General features: G+C 38.0%; 17 protein-coding genes. 8 read left to right on the top strand and 9 right to left on the bottom strand.

Annotation, left to right across the window (positions count from 1 at the left end):
- Positions 1 to 245 precede the first annotated feature (245 nt).
- Positions 246 to 1,364, top strand: coding sequence for a DNA polymerase III subunit (locus tag BBI00_RS10300; RefSeq protein WP_065398684.1), 1,119 nt, complete (start codon positions 246 to 248; stop codon positions 1,362 to 1,364).
- Positions 1,365 to 1,418: 54 nt separating this feature from the next.
- Here BBI00_RS10300 and BBI00_RS10295 read toward each other — a convergent pair whose 3' ends face one another.
- Together BBI00_RS10295 and BBI00_RS10290 are read right to left on the bottom strand one after the other, a co-directional pair.
- On the bottom strand, positions 1,419 to 1,640 hold the full coding sequence (locus BBI00_RS10295) for a hypothetical protein (RefSeq protein WP_065398683.1): 222 nt from the start codon (positions 1,638 to 1,640) through the stop codon (positions 1,419 to 1,421).
- Between the two features lie 44 nt (positions 1,641 to 1,684).
- A complete protein-coding gene (locus tag BBI00_RS10290) occupies positions 1,685 to 2,758 on the bottom strand; it encodes a hypothetical protein (RefSeq protein ID WP_065398682.1) in 1,074 nt (357 codons plus the stop codon).
- A 285-nt stretch (positions 2,759 to 3,043) separates the two neighbouring features.
- Between BBI00_RS10290 and BBI00_RS10285 the strand changes: the two genes are divergently transcribed.
- From BBI00_RS10285 to BBI00_RS10265, 5 genes are all read left to right on the top strand, one after another.
- On the top strand, positions 3,044 to 3,682 hold the full coding sequence (locus tag BBI00_RS10285) for a TetR/AcrR family transcriptional regulator (RefSeq protein ID WP_065398681.1): 639 nt from the start codon (positions 3,044 to 3,046) through the stop codon (positions 3,680 to 3,682).
- Positions 3,666 to 4,982 carry a TolC family protein gene (locus tag BBI00_RS10280; RefSeq protein WP_065398680.1) on the top strand — a complete coding sequence of 439 codons (1,317 nt, stop codon included), beginning with the start codon at positions 3,666 to 3,668 and terminating at the stop codon, positions 4,980 to 4,982. Before BBI00_RS10285 ends, BBI00_RS10280 begins: the two co-directional genes overlap by 17 nt.
- A 16-nt stretch (positions 4,983 to 4,998) precedes the next feature.
- Positions 4,999 to 6,102 (top strand): HlyD family secretion protein, encoded by a 1,104-nt coding sequence (locus tag BBI00_RS10275; RefSeq protein ID WP_065398679.1) that lies wholly within the window; start codon positions 4,999 to 5,001, stop codon positions 6,100 to 6,102.
- 201 nt (positions 6,103 to 6,303) lie between these two features.
- Complete coding sequence (locus tag BBI00_RS10270; protein WP_065398678.1) at positions 6,304 to 7,881, top strand: DHA2 family efflux MFS transporter permease subunit; 1,578 nt, start codon at positions 6,304 to 6,306, stop codon at positions 7,879 to 7,881.
- Positions 7,882 to 8,613: 732 nt separating this feature from the next.
- Positions 8,614 to 9,210 (top strand): hypothetical protein, encoded by a 597-nt coding sequence (locus BBI00_RS10265; protein ID WP_065398677.1) that lies wholly within the window; start codon positions 8,614 to 8,616, stop codon positions 9,208 to 9,210.
- Between the two features lie 186 nt (positions 9,211 to 9,396).
- On the opposite strand, the gene BBI00_RS10260 is transcribed toward BBI00_RS10265, so the two are convergent.
- The 3 genes from BBI00_RS10260 to BBI00_RS10250 are packed head-to-tail and all read right to left on the bottom strand — an operon-like array spanning position 9,397 to position 11,770.
- A complete protein-coding gene (locus BBI00_RS10260; RefSeq protein ID WP_065398676.1) occupies positions 9,397 to 10,410 on the bottom strand; it encodes a TQO small subunit DoxD in 1,014 nt (337 codons plus the stop codon).
- A gap of 53 nt (positions 10,411 to 10,463) precedes the next feature.
- Positions 10,464 to 10,817: a hypothetical protein gene (locus tag BBI00_RS10255; protein WP_065398675.1), complete on the bottom strand. Its 354-nt coding sequence runs from the start codon at positions 10,815 to 10,817 to the stop codon at positions 10,464 to 10,466.
- Positions 10,818 to 10,855: 38 nt separating this feature from the next.
- Entirely contained in the window at positions 10,856 to 11,770 is a 915-nt protein-coding gene (locus BBI00_RS10250) for an alpha/beta hydrolase (RefSeq protein WP_065398674.1), read from the bottom strand.
- 310 nt (positions 11,771 to 12,080) lie between these two features.
- On the opposite strand from BBI00_RS10250, the gene BBI00_RS10245 reads away from it, so the two are divergent.
- Positions 12,081 to 12,641, top strand: a complete 561-nt coding sequence (locus tag BBI00_RS10245; RefSeq protein WP_065398673.1) for a DNA-3-methyladenine glycosylase I — start codon at positions 12,081 to 12,083, stop codon at positions 12,639 to 12,641.
- A 138-nt stretch (positions 12,642 to 12,779) separates the two neighbouring features.
- Here BBI00_RS10245 and BBI00_RS10240 read toward each other — a convergent pair whose 3' ends face one another.
- A complete protein-coding gene (locus tag BBI00_RS10240) occupies positions 12,780 to 13,160 on the bottom strand; it encodes a winged helix-turn-helix transcriptional regulator (protein ID WP_065398672.1) in 381 nt (126 codons plus the stop codon).
- A 92-nt stretch (positions 13,161 to 13,252) separates the two neighbouring features.
- Here BBI00_RS10240 and BBI00_RS10235 point away from each other — a divergent pair, with 92 nt between their 5' ends.
- Positions 13,253 to 13,840, top strand: coding sequence for an NAD(P)H-dependent oxidoreductase (locus BBI00_RS10235; protein ID WP_065398671.1), 588 nt, complete (start codon positions 13,253 to 13,255; stop codon positions 13,838 to 13,840).
- Here BBI00_RS10235 and BBI00_RS10230 read toward each other — a convergent pair.
- The 3 genes from BBI00_RS10230 to BBI00_RS10215 form a co-directional block, all read right to left on the bottom strand.
- Positions 13,785 to 14,540 (bottom strand): hypothetical protein, encoded by a 756-nt coding sequence (locus BBI00_RS10230; protein WP_065398670.1) that lies wholly within the window; start codon positions 14,538 to 14,540, stop codon positions 13,785 to 13,787. The two genes, BBI00_RS10235 and BBI00_RS10230, sit on opposite strands and share 56 nt — an antisense overlap.
- Positions 14,541 to 14,794: 254 nt before the next feature.
- Positions 14,795 to 15,268: a hypothetical protein gene (locus BBI00_RS10220; RefSeq protein ID WP_065398668.1), complete on the bottom strand. Its 474-nt coding sequence runs from the start codon at positions 15,266 to 15,268 to the stop codon at positions 14,795 to 14,797.
- A gap of 93 nt (positions 15,269 to 15,361) precedes the next feature.
- Entirely contained in the window at positions 15,362 to 15,871 is a 510-nt protein-coding gene (locus BBI00_RS10215; protein ID WP_228394747.1) for a DUF2199 domain-containing protein, read from the bottom strand.
- Positions 15,872 to 15,875: the final 4 nt, after the last annotated feature.

Genomic DNA, 15,875 nt, shown 5'->3' with positions numbered 1-15,875 from the left:
ACAATGCGCAAATATCTTAAATATTAATGAATTGTAAAAATTATATGTGGTTAAAGTTTGTTAAGGCCCGGTATAATGGGAAATTTTGAATCTTTACAGATTATTTATGTCAATTGTGAATAGTCATTTTGCATCGTTTTTGATTTTTTTAAAGCCGAAAACGGACCTTTGACTTTGTGAAGTAAAAATTGACCATTGGTGTCACGATTCATTTTGCGTCAGCAAAAATTCTTTATCTTTGAAACATGAATTGGGAGAATATCGCCGGACAGGTGAATCTGAAAAAACTTCTTAGAGAAAGTATTGCCGAAAACAGAGTGAGCCATGCCCAGCTTTTCGTAGGAAAAGAGGGATACGGAACATTACCTATGGTATTGGCTTATGCAAAAGAAATTTTAAGTCAGGAAAATGAGCATGCTGCTGCGAAGGTAGAGCACCTCAATCACCTGGATCTGCATTTCAGCTTTCCTGTTTTTACCGATAACAGAAACTCGTTAAGCAAAAGTAAATTTGATGAATTCAGGGAGATGATCCTTGCTTCACCTTATGCAAGCTATGATGACTGGACTGCCTTTCTGGAGTCTGAAAATAAACAGCTTTTCATCTCGGCAGACGAAGTGGATGACCAGAACCAGAAGTTTGCATTGAAAAGTTTTGAAGGCGGAACCAAAATTCTCATCGTCTGGAGAGCCGATAAAATGAATGTTGCCGCTTCCAACAAATTCCTGAAATTCCTGGAAGAACCACCGGCAAAAACCATTATCCTTCTTACAGCAGAAAGTACCAACGACATACTTCCCACCATTCTTTCCAGAACACAGATAGTGGAAGTTCCCAGAATACAAGATGAAGACCTGGAACAATACCTTAAACAGAATCATTCTGTAACTGATGAAAAGGTGAGGGAAATAGTACACGAAGCTCAGGGTAACCTTAATGAAGCAATAAAGCTGTTGAAGTCAGGAGATAAAACCAACGAGTTTGAGCAGTTATTTGTACAATGGGTGAGGGATGCATTTATGGTAAAGAAGAAGCCCGCCTATCTTAAGAGTATTATTTTATGGGCCAGAGAAATTGCAGGGTGGAACAGAGAAAAGCAAAAAAACTTTTTAAACTACTGTTCAGAGATTTTCAGATTGGCGTTGCTGCAGAATTATCAGTCTGAAAACCTGGTGTACAAAAAGATCAATGCCAACGGATTCAATTGGGACGGGTTTTCAAAATATATTAGCGGTGCCAATATTGAAAGTATTCTGGAAGAGATCAATGCTGCTGACCTGCATCTGACCCGGAATGGTAATCCTAAAATCATATGGACAGATCTTGGAATCAAACTGTCAAGATATATTCATAAGAGCGTATAATACATCAACTAAAACTCCGGAAATCTCCGGAGTTTTTATTTTTTAGTTACTGTATTAGGCCGCCTTTTTTATTTTGGAAGCCTTTTTAGAAGTGTTGTCAGCAGTTTTTGCTTTGGTATCACAATCTTTGTGGTGCCCGTCAGTGCATGCTTTTTTATCTTTCACCGAACATTCTTTCTTATCTTTTCCTGCACAGCATCCACCTTCTTTAGGCTTTTCCTGAGCATAGCTGAATGTGAATAAGCCGATGGCAAGAACTGAGATTATTTTTTTCATGGTCTAAAATTTTAAGTGGTCTAATGTAATATTTTTTCGCTTACCTACGAATTTTTTAATAAGGCCTGGAATTCCTGAAGTTCTTTTTCCATGAAATCAGGATCATTGAGCTGTTTCCGCATCGATTTAATATTGCCTATGGTACTTTCCAGAGCCGTTTTGAACCATGGAAATTCCTGGCTTAAAGAGGTAAGCTTTGCAAGGGCTCTCAAACCATTGCCTGTTTGTGATAGCTGTACCGCATGCTCATATCTGAAGACAGGGCAGTGATAGTATTCATCTGCGATATAATCCCATGCATCATTATCCGCTTCAGTATTCATCAGATACAGCATTGCAAAAATGGAGGAATCTGTATACCCTTCAGAAAATTTAAAACAGTCAAAAACAGAGTCTGTATCATTACGCTGTATCTTTTTGTCCAGCACCTCATGGAACAGCTGATGAGAAAGCTCTTTTTCAGAATGACTTCCTATGATATGAAGTACCGTTGCATATTCTACCTTTACAGAATCATCTTCAGGATGATCATGATAGGCTGTTTCAATATAGTTTTTAGCAGCGGGATTATCCAGCAGTGCCCTGTGTAATCTTGAAAGTGAAACAAGCTCTTCTTTGCTGAAATGCCTTTTGTCTGCCATCTTTTCGTCAAAATAACGGACTGCCTTTTTAGGGTAACGGTCCTTTACATACCTTTCAATCACCTGCCAGTCTTCAAGCTTTTCAAATTGAGACTGATCCCAGAAACGGTAAAATAATGAAATCCGGTCCCACTTTGACTGAATGTCCTTCCATTCTGTGAAAAGATCTCCATAGGCTTCATGCGCTGTACAGGGATTCCCTTTCTCATCATGGGTCTGAAGGTTGGGATCAAGGGCAGGATCACAATAATACCTTTTGAATGCTTCTATGATTTCAAGATCGAAAAGATTCCCTTCTTCACTTATCGGGGCAATCGTTTCTTCTGAAGTAATATTTGTCTCTTCTTCTGATGGAATTGTCGTTTCTTCAGGTAATACAGCCGTTATTACTTCGTCAGGGGAATCGGTGGCAAAAGTTACTTCGTTTGTGTGATCTTTTTTCTTCTTCCTCTTAAAAAGGAAATCAAATAAGCCCATAGAAATTGTTTTTTGTAAATATAATATCTTTTTTGAGACTATTAAAGTCAGGAAACATGGAGCTGGAAGAGGGAAGTTATCGGAGTCTTTAGATAAACTGTAGTAATAAAATTTTACTCTGTTCTATTTTATATAGCAAGTCTTCGGCACTTCCATCTTCCAGCTTCCAGCTTTACAGCGCATTTATAGAAACAGTCTTTTATCTGCAATACATTAAATCTATCTTAAAAAACCAATCAATCGTTTGATTTGTTTGGAAACTTGTGTAAATTTGCGCCCTGAAAAATGAACACAGACATGATTTCAAAAGAAGAAAATATATTATTCGCTGCTGAAAAGCTCTTTGCTGAAAAGGGTTTTGAAGGAACTTCAACCCGGGAAATCGCAAAAGCGGCTAATGTAAATATTTCTATGATCTCGTATTATTTTGGTTCCAAGGAAAAACTGTATGAGAAATTGGTGGAGTACAGAATGAATGAAGGTCAGTTTTTTTCAAAAGATCTTTTGGGAAGAACCGATATCAACGAGTGGCAGAAAATTGAAAGAGTAATTGATCAGTTTTCTAACAGGATCCGGACCCAGAAATGCTTTTACAGGATTATGCAGAGAGAGCAGCTGCATACCAAAAATCCTCAGATTGTAGAATTTTTGAAGCAAACCAAAATGGGATTTCTTTCTATGTATTCACAAATACTGGAAAACGGTCTTAAAAATGGAATTTTCACCAAAAATCCGCCTATTTATCTGCTGCATTCTACCGTAAGCGGAACTCTGTTTTATGCATTCAATGCAAAAGAAATGTATAAAGAGTTCCTGAATGAAACAGAGGATGATGAAGCTTTTGATGAAAAATACTATACAGAACTTAATAAACATATTAAATATTTACTAAAAGACCTTCTAGGTTATGAAGAGAATAAATAACTCAGTGATTGCATTATCACTATTCGTAGGAATAGCAAATGCAAATGCTCAGGAGAAAAAGACCCTTTCTCTTGACGAAGCTGTGCAGCTGGGAATCCAGAACAGCAAGAATCTCAAGATCGATGCAGCCAGGATCGAAGAGGCTACAGCTGATCTTCTGGAAGCTAAGAACAGACAGCTTCCGGAATTGAAAGTTTCGGGAAGCTATATGTACCTTCCTATAAAACCGAATGTGGACATTAAACTTCCGGGGCTTTCCGGAGGTGCAGGCGGCCCGGAAATACACCAGGTACTTTACGGTTCGGCTAATCTTAGTGTGCCTATTTACAGTGGGGGAAGAATCAAATATGGGATTCAGTCTGCAAAATATCTGGTGGAAGCTTCCAAACTGAGTACTGAAAATGATAAGACGGCCATCGCTTATAACGTAGCTCAGGCTTATAATAACCTGTTTAAGGCCAATCAGTCGATTAAAGTTTTTGAAGAAAATCTTGCAGCTTCTAAGAAAAGGGATGAAACGTTCCTTAAAATGGAAAATAATGGTTTGATTGCCAGAAATGACAGATTAAAGGCGAATCTCCAGACTTCCAATATTGAACTTCAGCTGCTGGAAGCAAAGAACAATTACAATATTGCCAATATCAATATGGATCTCTTGCTGGGACTTCCTGAAACAACGGAAATTGAGGTAGATCAGAACTATATTGAAGAAGGTTCAGAGGTGAAACCGGTTGATTTCTACGTGAATGAAGCAAGAGAAAACCGTAAAGACCTGCAGGCATTGGCTCAGCAGAGAAAAGCTGCAGAATTGGGAACAAAAGCCGCAAAAGCAGAAAACCTTCCGTCAATTGCATTCACCGGAGGATATGTGGCAGCAGACATTCCTAAATTTCTTACCGTATACAATGCGATCAATGTAGGAGTTGGGATTTCTTATAACCTGTCTAATCTTTGGAAAGAAAACTCATCATTGAGACAGTCACAGGCGAGAGAAAAGCAGCTGGCCGCTACAGATGAATTATTGAATGACAATATCAAGCTTGACGTCAACAGAGAATATCAGAATACCGATTATTCTAAAAAAAGGATCATTGTTTTCGAAAAGTCAGCAGAGCAGGCTAATGAAAACTACAGAATTACAAAAAACAAATATGACAACGGACTTGCAACCATGACGGAACTATTGGATGCAGACGCCGCTCAGATTGCTGCCAACGTTGGCGTGATCAATGCCAAAGCAGATGCAGCACTGGCATACAGAAAACTATTACAGACAACAGGAACTTTAACAATTAAATAATCAGATCGAAACCAAAATGGAAAATAATAATACACAGACAGCTGAACCTAAAAAGAAAAAAAGCTTAGTTTTTCCTCTCATTTTAGCAGCTGTAGTAATAGGAGGTGGTATCTATGGGTACAGAGCCTATACATACGGACAGTACCATGAAGAGACTGACGATGCTCAGATTGCCTCTAATATGGCTCCCGTAATTTCTAAAATTTCAGGATATGTAGCGGAAGTAAAGGTGAAAGACAACCAGTTTGTGAAAAAAGGAGATACGTTAGTGATTTTGGATAACAGAGATCAGAAAATGGCTCTTGAACAGTCTCAGGCAGCTTTGACGACCGCAAAAAGTAATATTTCTACTGCTGAAGCTACTACCACCGCTACTTCTAAAAATATCAACAGCTCAGAAGCCGCTGTAGCAACGGCTAATGCACAGATTGAAGCTGCTAAAGTAAATGTCTGGAAAACTTCACAGGATTTAAAGAGATATGCTAACCTTGTAAAAGATCACTCTATTACAGAACAACAGTATGAGCAGGCATTGGCAGCAAAGCAATCTGCTGACAAACAGCTTCAGGTATTGGTAGAACAGAGAAACCAGATCGCTCAGCAGACTACCATTGCTTCTTCCCAGACAGCAGCAAGTTCACAGCAGATCAGTGTTGCGAATTCCGTGGCGAAGCAAAGAGAAGTAGATGTGGAAAATGCAAGATTAAATTTGTCATATACGGTAATTCTTGCTCCTGAAGACGGGTATGTAGGAAAAGTACCTACTCAGGCAGGGCAGTATCTGCAGGCTGGTGCACAGTTATTCGCTTTGGTGAAAAATGACCAGAAATGGGTAGTGGCCAACTTTAAGGAAACGCAGGTAGATAAAATGGTAGAAGGCCAGAAAGTGAAAATTGAAATTGATGCCTTCCCTGATAAAGAATTTGAAGGGGTAGTAAGCTCATTCTCCCCGGCTACAGGAGCTACGTTCTCCATTCTTCCTCCGGATAATGCGAGTGGGAACTTCGTAAAAGTGGTTCAGAGACTTCCTGTAAAGATTGATTTTGTAAACCTTGATAAGAATATTGCAAAACGATTGAGAACAGGGATGAATGTGAAGGCAGAAGTTTCACTTAAATAATTAAAGAATTTAGAGATTAAAAAATTAATTGATCGTAAAAAGTAAAGATTAATAATGCGGCGGACAACGGATGAAGATCAGTCTTTAGAATTTCAATCAGTTAAATAGAAATTTAGACTTTGGCAGATGAAGTCAGATAAGGAGAAGATGTGCTGATTTCTGAATTTCTGATCTCTGAAATCTTTAATAAAAATTAAAAACATGCAAGATTCATTAGTAGAATATGGAGCACGGAGAGTGATCATTACGATTACCGCGATTCTTTGTGCCCTTCTTGAGATTGTAGACTCCACGATTGTGAATGTAGCCCTGAATGAGATGAAGGGGAATCTTGGAGCTACACTTTCAGAAGTGGGCTGGGTAATTACGGCCTATGCAATCGGAAACGTAATTATCGTACCGATGACCAGCTGGCTTTCTCAGCAGTTCGGGCGTAGAAATTACTTTGCCGCTTCCATTATAATATTTACGATATTTTCATTTCTCTGCGGGAATGCAACCAATATCTGGGAACTGGTATTTTTCAGACTCATGCAGGGAATTGGAGGAGGTGCCCTTTTGGTAACGTCACAAACGATTATTACAGAGTCTTATCCGATTGAGAAAAGAAGTATGGCACAGGCCATCTATGGATTGGGGGTAATTATCGGGCCTACATTAGGACCACCGCTGGGAGGATATATCGTTGACAATTACAGCTGGCCGTATATTTTCTATATCAATATTCCGATCGGGATTGCAGCAACGTTGATGACTTTACAGTTTGTAAGAAGTCCTAAATATGCAGAAAAACGTAAGGTTTCTGATGTAGACTGGATAGGAATCGGCTTATTGGCAGTCACTGTAGGTTCATTACAGTTTATTCTGGAAAGAGGCCACGAAGAAGACTGGTTTGAAAGCGGAATGATTGTAGCCTTTACGGTAGCAGCCATCTTAGGATTTATATTATTCCTCTGGCGGGAACTTACCTTCAAATATCCGATTGTAGAACTCAGGGTATTGAAAAACGGAAACTTAAGAATCGGAACGGTGATGTCGTTTGTGTTGGGATTTGGGTTGTACGGTTCAACATTTATCGTTCCGCTTTATACACAGAGTATTTTGGGATGGACGGCGCTTCAGTCAGGAGCATTGATGATCCCGGCAGCGTTGACAACAGCATTTATGATGCCTATCATTGGGCGCTTACTCACGAAAGGAGCCAAACAGCAGATCCTGGTTTCATTGGGACTGTTTATCTTCTTTGTCTATAGCTTCTGGGGCTATAAAATCCTTACCCCGGATACCAGTAAAGATGCTTTCTTCTGGATGCTTATCGTAAGAGGAGCGGGGCTAGGTTTATTGTTTATTCCGATTACCTCTTTATCATTAAGTACGCTTAAAGGACAGGAAATTGGTCAGGGAGCAGCTTTCACAGGAATGATGAGACAGTTGGGAGGATCTTTCGGGATTGCAGCCATTACCACTTTCATTGCGAATGCAGGCCAGAAATACAGGAATAATCTGATTTCCCATTTGGATGAGAACAGTTTTGAAGTACAGCAAAGGCTGGCAGCATTGAAAGCCAGTTTTGTAGCCAAAGGAATGACTCCTGATGCAGCGATGAAGGCGGCCTATAAAATGCTCGACCTTTCAGTAACCAAGCAGGCAACAGTATTGTCCTATATGGATGTATTTCTTTACCTCGGGGTAATATTTTTAATATGTATTCCGTTTATCTTATTTATTAAAGAAAGAAAAAGTAAAGAAAAAATAGATTTGAGTGAAGCCATGCACTAAAATTTTAATTAAAAACCTTCGGATTTCCGAAGGTTTTTTTGTTAAAGGGGATTGATGTTATTTAATCATTTTATTGATAACAAAATTGTTTAGGTTTTTCTAATGAAGATTTGGTTTAAATAGATACGTTAACGATCTTAACCATAAAATGCACAAATATTTTAGCCCTTAAGTTTTTGTGGAAATCTTTGATTTTCATCTTATGTGAGCTTTCTATTGACGTCATTTTAAACTTACTCAAGTGAACTGAAGTGTTTAAAATAAAAGTTTTTATGATTTGTAAAGCGTAGATAACTTAAAAAAAATCAAACAGATTCAATAGTAAAATAATAAAACAAAAGTGAATTTCCCGGCTTCAACAACTTCCTTTTTCAAACCTCCGCCTTCATTGCCATTAGACATTATGTTATATATTAATTAATTGTTTCTTTTTGTTAAAAGTAATATCACATATTGGAGAGTTTATTTGTTTTTTTTAACTTTACCCTACAAAATGAAAAAATATGAATAGATTCCCTCACCTTCAAAATCCTTTTCAGAAAAGGTACGGACCGGATGATACGCTCAGGTTCTTATGGGAAAGTTGCCCTTAGATTATAGATTCACCCATACTCTCATGGTATGGAACTTTTGCCTGGTTTAATGAAGACAGAATTCAATGTTTCTGAGTTCTCTTATTCAGCTGCATTGCTTTTAGATTTATTTTTTTAAAAAACTTATACCATATTACCTATGAATCAGATACAATTACCGGAAACCTATGCCGCATTATCAGATTTCAGGAAGAATGACGTTTATCTTCCCGAAATGGATCAGGAGCAGCTTATTTCAGATTTTTTTCCCGGAACATTTAAAGAGCTTACCCAGTGCCTCTCAGATATTACAGGGGCATTTTATGGAGGAATGCTCAAACAGGCAGGGAAGCTGTATGGAGCCGAAGCTATAGAACAGCTCTCCAGTACCTTTATGTATGATCTCGGGTCAAGAATGACACTGAGAAATCTGGAAACCAGACCTGATCTGCAGCCCGGAATTCCCGCTGCCGCAAAAATACTCATAGGAGCAGTCTTTACATCCAGTCCCGAATATAATTTTGAGTTTAAAGAATTAAATGACCACAAAGCTGAACTACTGATCAAAGGAGTAGACCGCTACCACAAAATCACCCAGAGCCTCCAGATTGCAGGTCTGCTGAAATGGCCGGTCATAAAACCTTTCATCCAGGGAGTCTGCGATACCATGGGGCTGGATGTTTTTATTGAAATGAAAGTGCTGAAACTTGATATAGACAGCACCTGTAGCTATTTGACCATAATAACGGAAAAATAGAGAAATGATCAGAAGATAAAAGATTTTGTCATTACATATCCATATTTCTTATCAGTAGGAGCGGGCTTTAGCCCGCTCCTCATTATTCAATTCTCATTCCATTGGCTTTAGCCAAAACTTAAAATTTGAAAGATGCCGGGATAATGAATATCTCATCCCTGCGCCTTCCGGTAAATTCACAATTTCCTATCTGATTTCCTTTGTCCATTCAATTCCGCTGATATCAATCAGTTTCAGCATATGGATCTGCTCTTTCTGAAGAATATCACCAATTCCGATACTGATATCTGCCTTTGCTCCCAGTGGAATGACAAGGCTGTGTTTTCCCGGTTTTACTTTAGTTACATAATGGTTCTGAATATGGTCTTCTGAAAATTTTGAAAGCTCCTGATGATCCATTTCCTTTAAAATATTTCCGTTTTTATCCAGAATATGAATGCCAATGAGAAAAGAACCATAGACATCGGCACCTTCCGTTCTGTAAATCTCGAATTGTAAATCCGAATTATTGTGGGAAATATTGGAAATTTCCACCCTGGGCTTTACAGATTTATTATGAAGCGTACCCCAAACCCCGCCATGGAAATATTGATTGGTATAAAGCGTAAGCCCGAAGATAACCAGCGATCCGGCCAGAACTACGGCTTTAGGCCTGAAAACCGGCAGATTTCCCGAACCCAGCCATGAAAACCATCCAGTCTGCGTAAAATTTTTCTTCTTTTTTATGAAAAAATAATCCAGGGAATAAGGACCGCTACCCGTAAGAAAAAGCACGAATCCTCCGGCAATGCCCAGAACTCCTATCTGCCATTCATCCAGGCAGGTAGTTCCCAGCCATCCGGATCCCAGTAAAATACCCAATGCCAGGCTAAAGATCCCGATACTCATCAATCGGGTTAGTAATCCGAAGATAATAAATAATCCTACAATCGCCTCAATAATGGTAAAAATCATCATCGACCGTTGTAAAGCATCAGGATGAGTAACCAGGTATTCGATTATAGGTTTGATGCCTAAAGCGTTGGGTAAGAAATGATTGAATTTTTCCCCGATATATCCTTTTTCATCGGGAATAAGCTTGTTTTCGAGGATAAGTCTGCGCCAGAAAGCTGAAAAATAGGTCCATCCGATAACCATTCGGAGAGATAAAGTATAGAGTCCGGCCAGGTCAGAAGACTGGCTGTTGAAATTTTGTTTCATTGAAATGTATATTGTTTGATAAAAAAACTGATTGAAATCTGATTAAAAAAACTTTAAACCAGATTTAATTTCAGTCTTTTAAAAAGAATATACTTTGGAGGACTGTTTCCCGTAGCATGTCCTGAATACTCATTGAAAGAAATTTCCTCTTTCTCTCTGTTTTTTGCTTTAGGGTGGAAGCCGGATAAAACACCTTTGTCCTTTTCAGTTTGAGCTTTAGAAACCGAAATCTGAGAAGAAACAGAACCTGCATCACAACTGAAGGAAGGTCCTGACGTGGTTTTCACCTTATTCAGACCACTGATATACTGAATGTCAAAAATATCAAGCACATTCCTTTTTACAGAACATGGCGATAATGAAAACGTAAGTATAAGCATCGTAATGATAGCTTTATAAGTTTTCATAGATAGGGTTCTTTTTGACATAATTACAAAACTACATTTTATTTTAATGTAAGCTTCATAAATTTCAAAAATTCATCCTGCTGGTCTACAAATAAATAGTGTGAGCAGTTATCAATCAGTTTAAAATTCCTTTTTCCGACGATAGCGCTAAGATCGGCCAGTTGTTTTTCCGAAAAGATTCCGTCATTCTTACCATAAACAGCAAAAACAGGTACACCATTTTTCCTGATATCTTTCAATAGAGATTTGTTGTCCAGGTTATTCAGCGGCTCGTTCTGATAAAACTTAACAGGTGAATTGGCATTTCTGATATTGTTTCTGTAAAATTCTCCATTTTGATATTCCTTTCTTAATCTTTCACTTTCCTGAGTAGGATGGGGCATATCAAAGAAGTTGAGCCTGCCTGCCACTTCATAACATCTTTTCCTGTAAACAGCAGAGTTTTTATCAAGGCTTTCTATTTCTGAAATTTCCTTAAGCACCGCCGGGTCGTTTTTGAAGTGTTCTTTTGCCTTTTTTAAGATGTGATCATACGTTTGCTGCTGGGTAAATAAAGCACCTGCAAGCGTGAGCGAATTGACCTTCTCAGGGAATTTATCGGTAAATAAGGTCCCGATGATACCTCCGAAACTATGGGCAAGAATATTGGCCTTTTTGATTTTATAGGTGGTATAAAGGTCATTTAAATCATTAAAACTTTCGTTAAATGTCATGGTGGCATTTTCATCCTTAGAACGGCCTTCACCACGTCTGTCGTACACAATTACATAAAATCCTTTATCGGCCAATTGCTGTGCCGTGGTTCCTTCAAATAAGGTCGAATTTCCGCTCGGCCCGCCATGAATAAAAATCACTGCAGGATTCCGGCTGTTTCCATAAGCCTTAGAATATAAATCCTGTGCGTTAAATACCGTGAAAAATAAGATGAAAATAAAGGAGATAAAGAATTTCATGATTATAATTTTGAATTTTCTAAACTACTAAATATTTTCAAAACGCAATGAAAGCTACAGGAAGCTTATGGCAGCATACCCGCAAAATTCTGAACTGACAGGAAAAATCTGATAAATCTGCGGGAAAATTTTAATCTGTGGCAAACTTATATATCTTAAAAAAATAGATTTTCAGAATCTTATGGTCTTTGTATTTTTTCACATTTTCCGAAATCCGTTTTTCTTTTTCAAAAATTAAATGCTGCTGACTAACAGTTGTCACAATCCTGCCTTATCTTTATCGCATTAAATAAAAAAACAGAATATTCCGATGAGTTATTGTTTAGCCATAGACAGAATGCAGTCCGAAAGCAGAAAAGAACTGCACAAAAATTATCATGATAATTATTACGGATTTCCAATCCATGATGATAATGAATTATTCGGGAGATTGATTTTAGAGATTAACCAGGCCGGATTAAGCTGGGAAACGGTCCTAAAGAAAGAAGAAAGTTTCAGGGCTGCCTATCACAACTTTGATATTCAGAAAATAGCAGCCTATACGGAAGAAGACCGTGAAAGGCTTTTGAACGACAGTGGAATTATAAGAAATAAACTGAAAGTAAATGCAGCAATTGAAAATGCCAGAACGATCATTGAACTGCAGAAAGAATTCGGTTCTTTTGAAAAATGGCTGGAACATCACCATCCTAAAACGTTACCGGAATGGATGAAGCTTTTCAAGAAAACATTCAAGTTTACAGGAGGAGAAATCGTGAATGAATTTCTGATGAGCACAGGATATCTGAAAGGAGCACATGCGGAAAGCTGCCCGGTTCATGCCAAAGTATTAGAACAAAAACCTTTATGGAAAGTAACCGAAAAGAATTAAAGAATAACAACCTGGAATTGAACCAAAAAAGTAAGGCGAACCTGTTTTTGGAGGTTTGAAGCTGGGAGCTGAGTCTCTGATTACAACATTAAAAGTAACCTCCAGCTTCTTTCTTCCAGCTTCTATCCAATTTAAACATCATTCTTTATTGTGGACTTCTTTTTTTATCAGTTCTTTATGCTCTATTCCCCATTTCTCAAATTCAAGAATAATAGGCTTTAGTTTATATCCGATTTCTGTAAGCTCATATTCAACTCTTGGCGGAACTTCTGCATATACGGTTCTGGTAATAATCTTATCTTCCTCCAGCCTGCGAAGCTGAAGCGTCAGCATGCGTTCTGTAATGTTTTGGAGACGCTTTCTGAGTTCCCCAAATCTCATTTTTCCATTGATCAGATAGCAGCAGATGGCAAGTGCCCACTGTCCGCCGATGATGTTGGAAGCATATACCTCCGGGCATTCGTCTGCAAGGGCTTTTTTATTGGCAAAATTGGTTGAGGTTTCTTTTATTTTAGTCATTACTTACATTTTTTATAGTACCATACAATAGGTAGCTAATGTACAAAATGTACGTTACGTATCGTAATTTTGCTGTAGAAATTTAAAATTAAATGAAAACCTTAATTATTGTAACACATCCCGATATTGAAAAATCTGTCATCAACAAAAGATGGATTGATGAACTGAAAAAATACCCTGAAAAATATACCGTTCACCAGCTCTACGAAGCTTATCCTGATGGTAAAATTGATGTAGCCGGGGAACAGACACTTATGGAAGCTCATGATACGATTGTGTTCCAGTTTCCATTTTACTGGTTCAGCAGCCCACCACTTCTGAAACAATGGTTAGATGAAGTTATTTTGCATGGCTGGGCTTACGGAAGCAACAGCGGCTATAAACTGGCGGGAAAAAGAATGACTCTGGCTGTTACTGCAGGAATTGATGAAGAAGGATATTCTGCTTCAGGAAAATATAAATATACAATGAAGGAGCTTTTCAGACCTTATGAGCTGACCTTTGACTATATAAAGGCAGAATATAAAGAACCATTTGTCTATTATGGGATAGAGCGTGACTCTTCGGATGAATGGATTGAAAAGAGTGTTCCTATGTACCTTGATTTTCTGGATGCTCTATCGGCTAATAGCTTTGGTCAAGGTAAATTGGCCCTTCATAACTGCCAAGATTCTCTTTAATGTTCATCATGATTCCGGGAATATATTCATATCCTCCTTCAAGAAGATGTTTCATTTCATCCCGGTACATGTAATCAGGGTCCTGAAGATAGGTGTTTAAGTGTTTTTCTGTACTGATATGCAGATTAAATGAGGTATCAAACTTTGAGATTTCAAGTGCTTTTCTCATTTGCTCTACATCAGGAGATTCCTTATAAACAGCCACTTTAAAGGAAAGAAGAATAAGGTAATCAACCATAAGCAGAAGATTATTACTGCTTAAGATCCTGTCAATGGTCAGTTCCTGAGCATGATCAAGAAGCGGAATGTAAAATTTCTCTACGCCATTGACAGTAAGGCCAAAGAATAGCGGAACCTCATAACGGGTGGTAAGATGCCAGATTCCGATGAATCCATGATGGGCAAATATTTCTTTATCTCCTTGATGATCATTTTGATAATACCAGGTAAACCAATCGAAAAGAGCAGTAAATTCTTCGTTTTCTAAAGTATAATCTTCTTGCTGAAGTTTTTTCAGAATACTTTCATAGGATATGGCAGAAAATTCACGTTCGCTCTTCAGAAAGTCACGAAAGCTTCCAAACCTTTTATCAATGGTCTCCGGAAACACATCAGGAAGACCTGTATCTGAAACTTTCGGATACAGGTTTTCTCTGATCTTTGCTTTATCCAGTTTGTAAAACTCTATAAATCCACCCATTATTGCTGCTGATTAGTATTAGTTTGATTTTTCTGATGGCTAAAATACATAATGACTCCGGTTATTATAAATACTATTCCGGCTAATAGAAATGGCAGCCACAGAACAAAGCTTAATTCAGACCATCTTATGAAGAATTGTGGGAAATTTCCTTTGGCTGTAAACATTCCCACACCGGTTACAAACATGATAACCGAAAGAGGAAGCATGACAAGTCCTGATATAAAAATGTACTTGCCCAAATGTCTCATATTTTATTCAGGTATTTTTTCATTAAACGTATGTAAATCTACAGCTTCTTCCTGAAAATAATTTTTAAACTTTTCGGATAAGGATTTGTCTTTAAATTTAACAATAGTATATCCGCTGTCCACAGCAATGATTTCTAAAATACTTTCAGCAATTAAAAAGTGATTGCTTTTCCAGACATCAGAATCTTCAGCTGATAATTGGGATATTGATGAAGAACTTTTTTCGGCAGTACGCGGTACAGCAGCAATAATTCCCCAAATAATCTGGGGATTACTGTTGTAAATACACTCAAACTGCTCGTGATCCAAAACAAAGAAGTCATGATCAAAATTGATCGGAATAGGATCATCACATATAAAATCAAGATCGGTTAAGACCCAGTGGTAACGGGTGAGTTCTTTCCAGACAGGGTGTAAAACTTCCTGAAGATTGGTATGGAACTTTACTTTTTTTGTACTTCTGATGATCCAGTTCATTTTTATATTATTTAAATCCTTTTAATCCCAGCCAGGGCCATTTTTTTCACTGCAGGAGTATGGGAATATTGCTCCGGTGGTACATACTTGCCATTATTCATCATTTAAGTTTAACACCCTGTTGATTCTCCTTTCAGCCTCTTCTTTTGTAATTCCATTGTAAAAATCATCCACAAAAGGATGTTTGTGGCTCTGGTGTGGGAAAACAAACGGACGCCCGATAGCATTATTGACAACTACTGTTGTAGGAATGCTTTCGGAAAAATCATAATCTGGAAGATAAGTAGAGAGCCATCCAAAATATTCTGCTTCAAATTTCTTATTGTCGTAGTTTTCTACATATTCATTAAAACTTTTTTCACTTAATGAAACCCATATTCCATAATCAAGATCTCTGCAGTCATCAATTACTTCCTGTACTAAAACAGCACGGATAAACCGATGAGTATCGTCAGGTGCTTCGATAGTGCACAGATCTGAGGTGAGTTCAGCATTTTTCAATTCCTCCTCAGATAAACAGGAATAAAAGTAAGGTGAAGAGTAGCCGAGTGCAGGCCAGTCTTCTTTTTCTTCACCACAGCATTCACAGATATATTTCATCATATTG

Origin of the sequence: Chryseobacterium arthrosphaerae (genome assembly GCF_001684965.1) — a bacterium.
GTDB lineage: Bacteria > Bacteroidota > Bacteroidia > Flavobacteriales > Weeksellaceae > Chryseobacterium > Chryseobacterium arthrosphaerae.
Note: the sequence above shows the minus strand (reverse complement) of the source record. Positions and strands in the feature narration are given on the sequence as shown.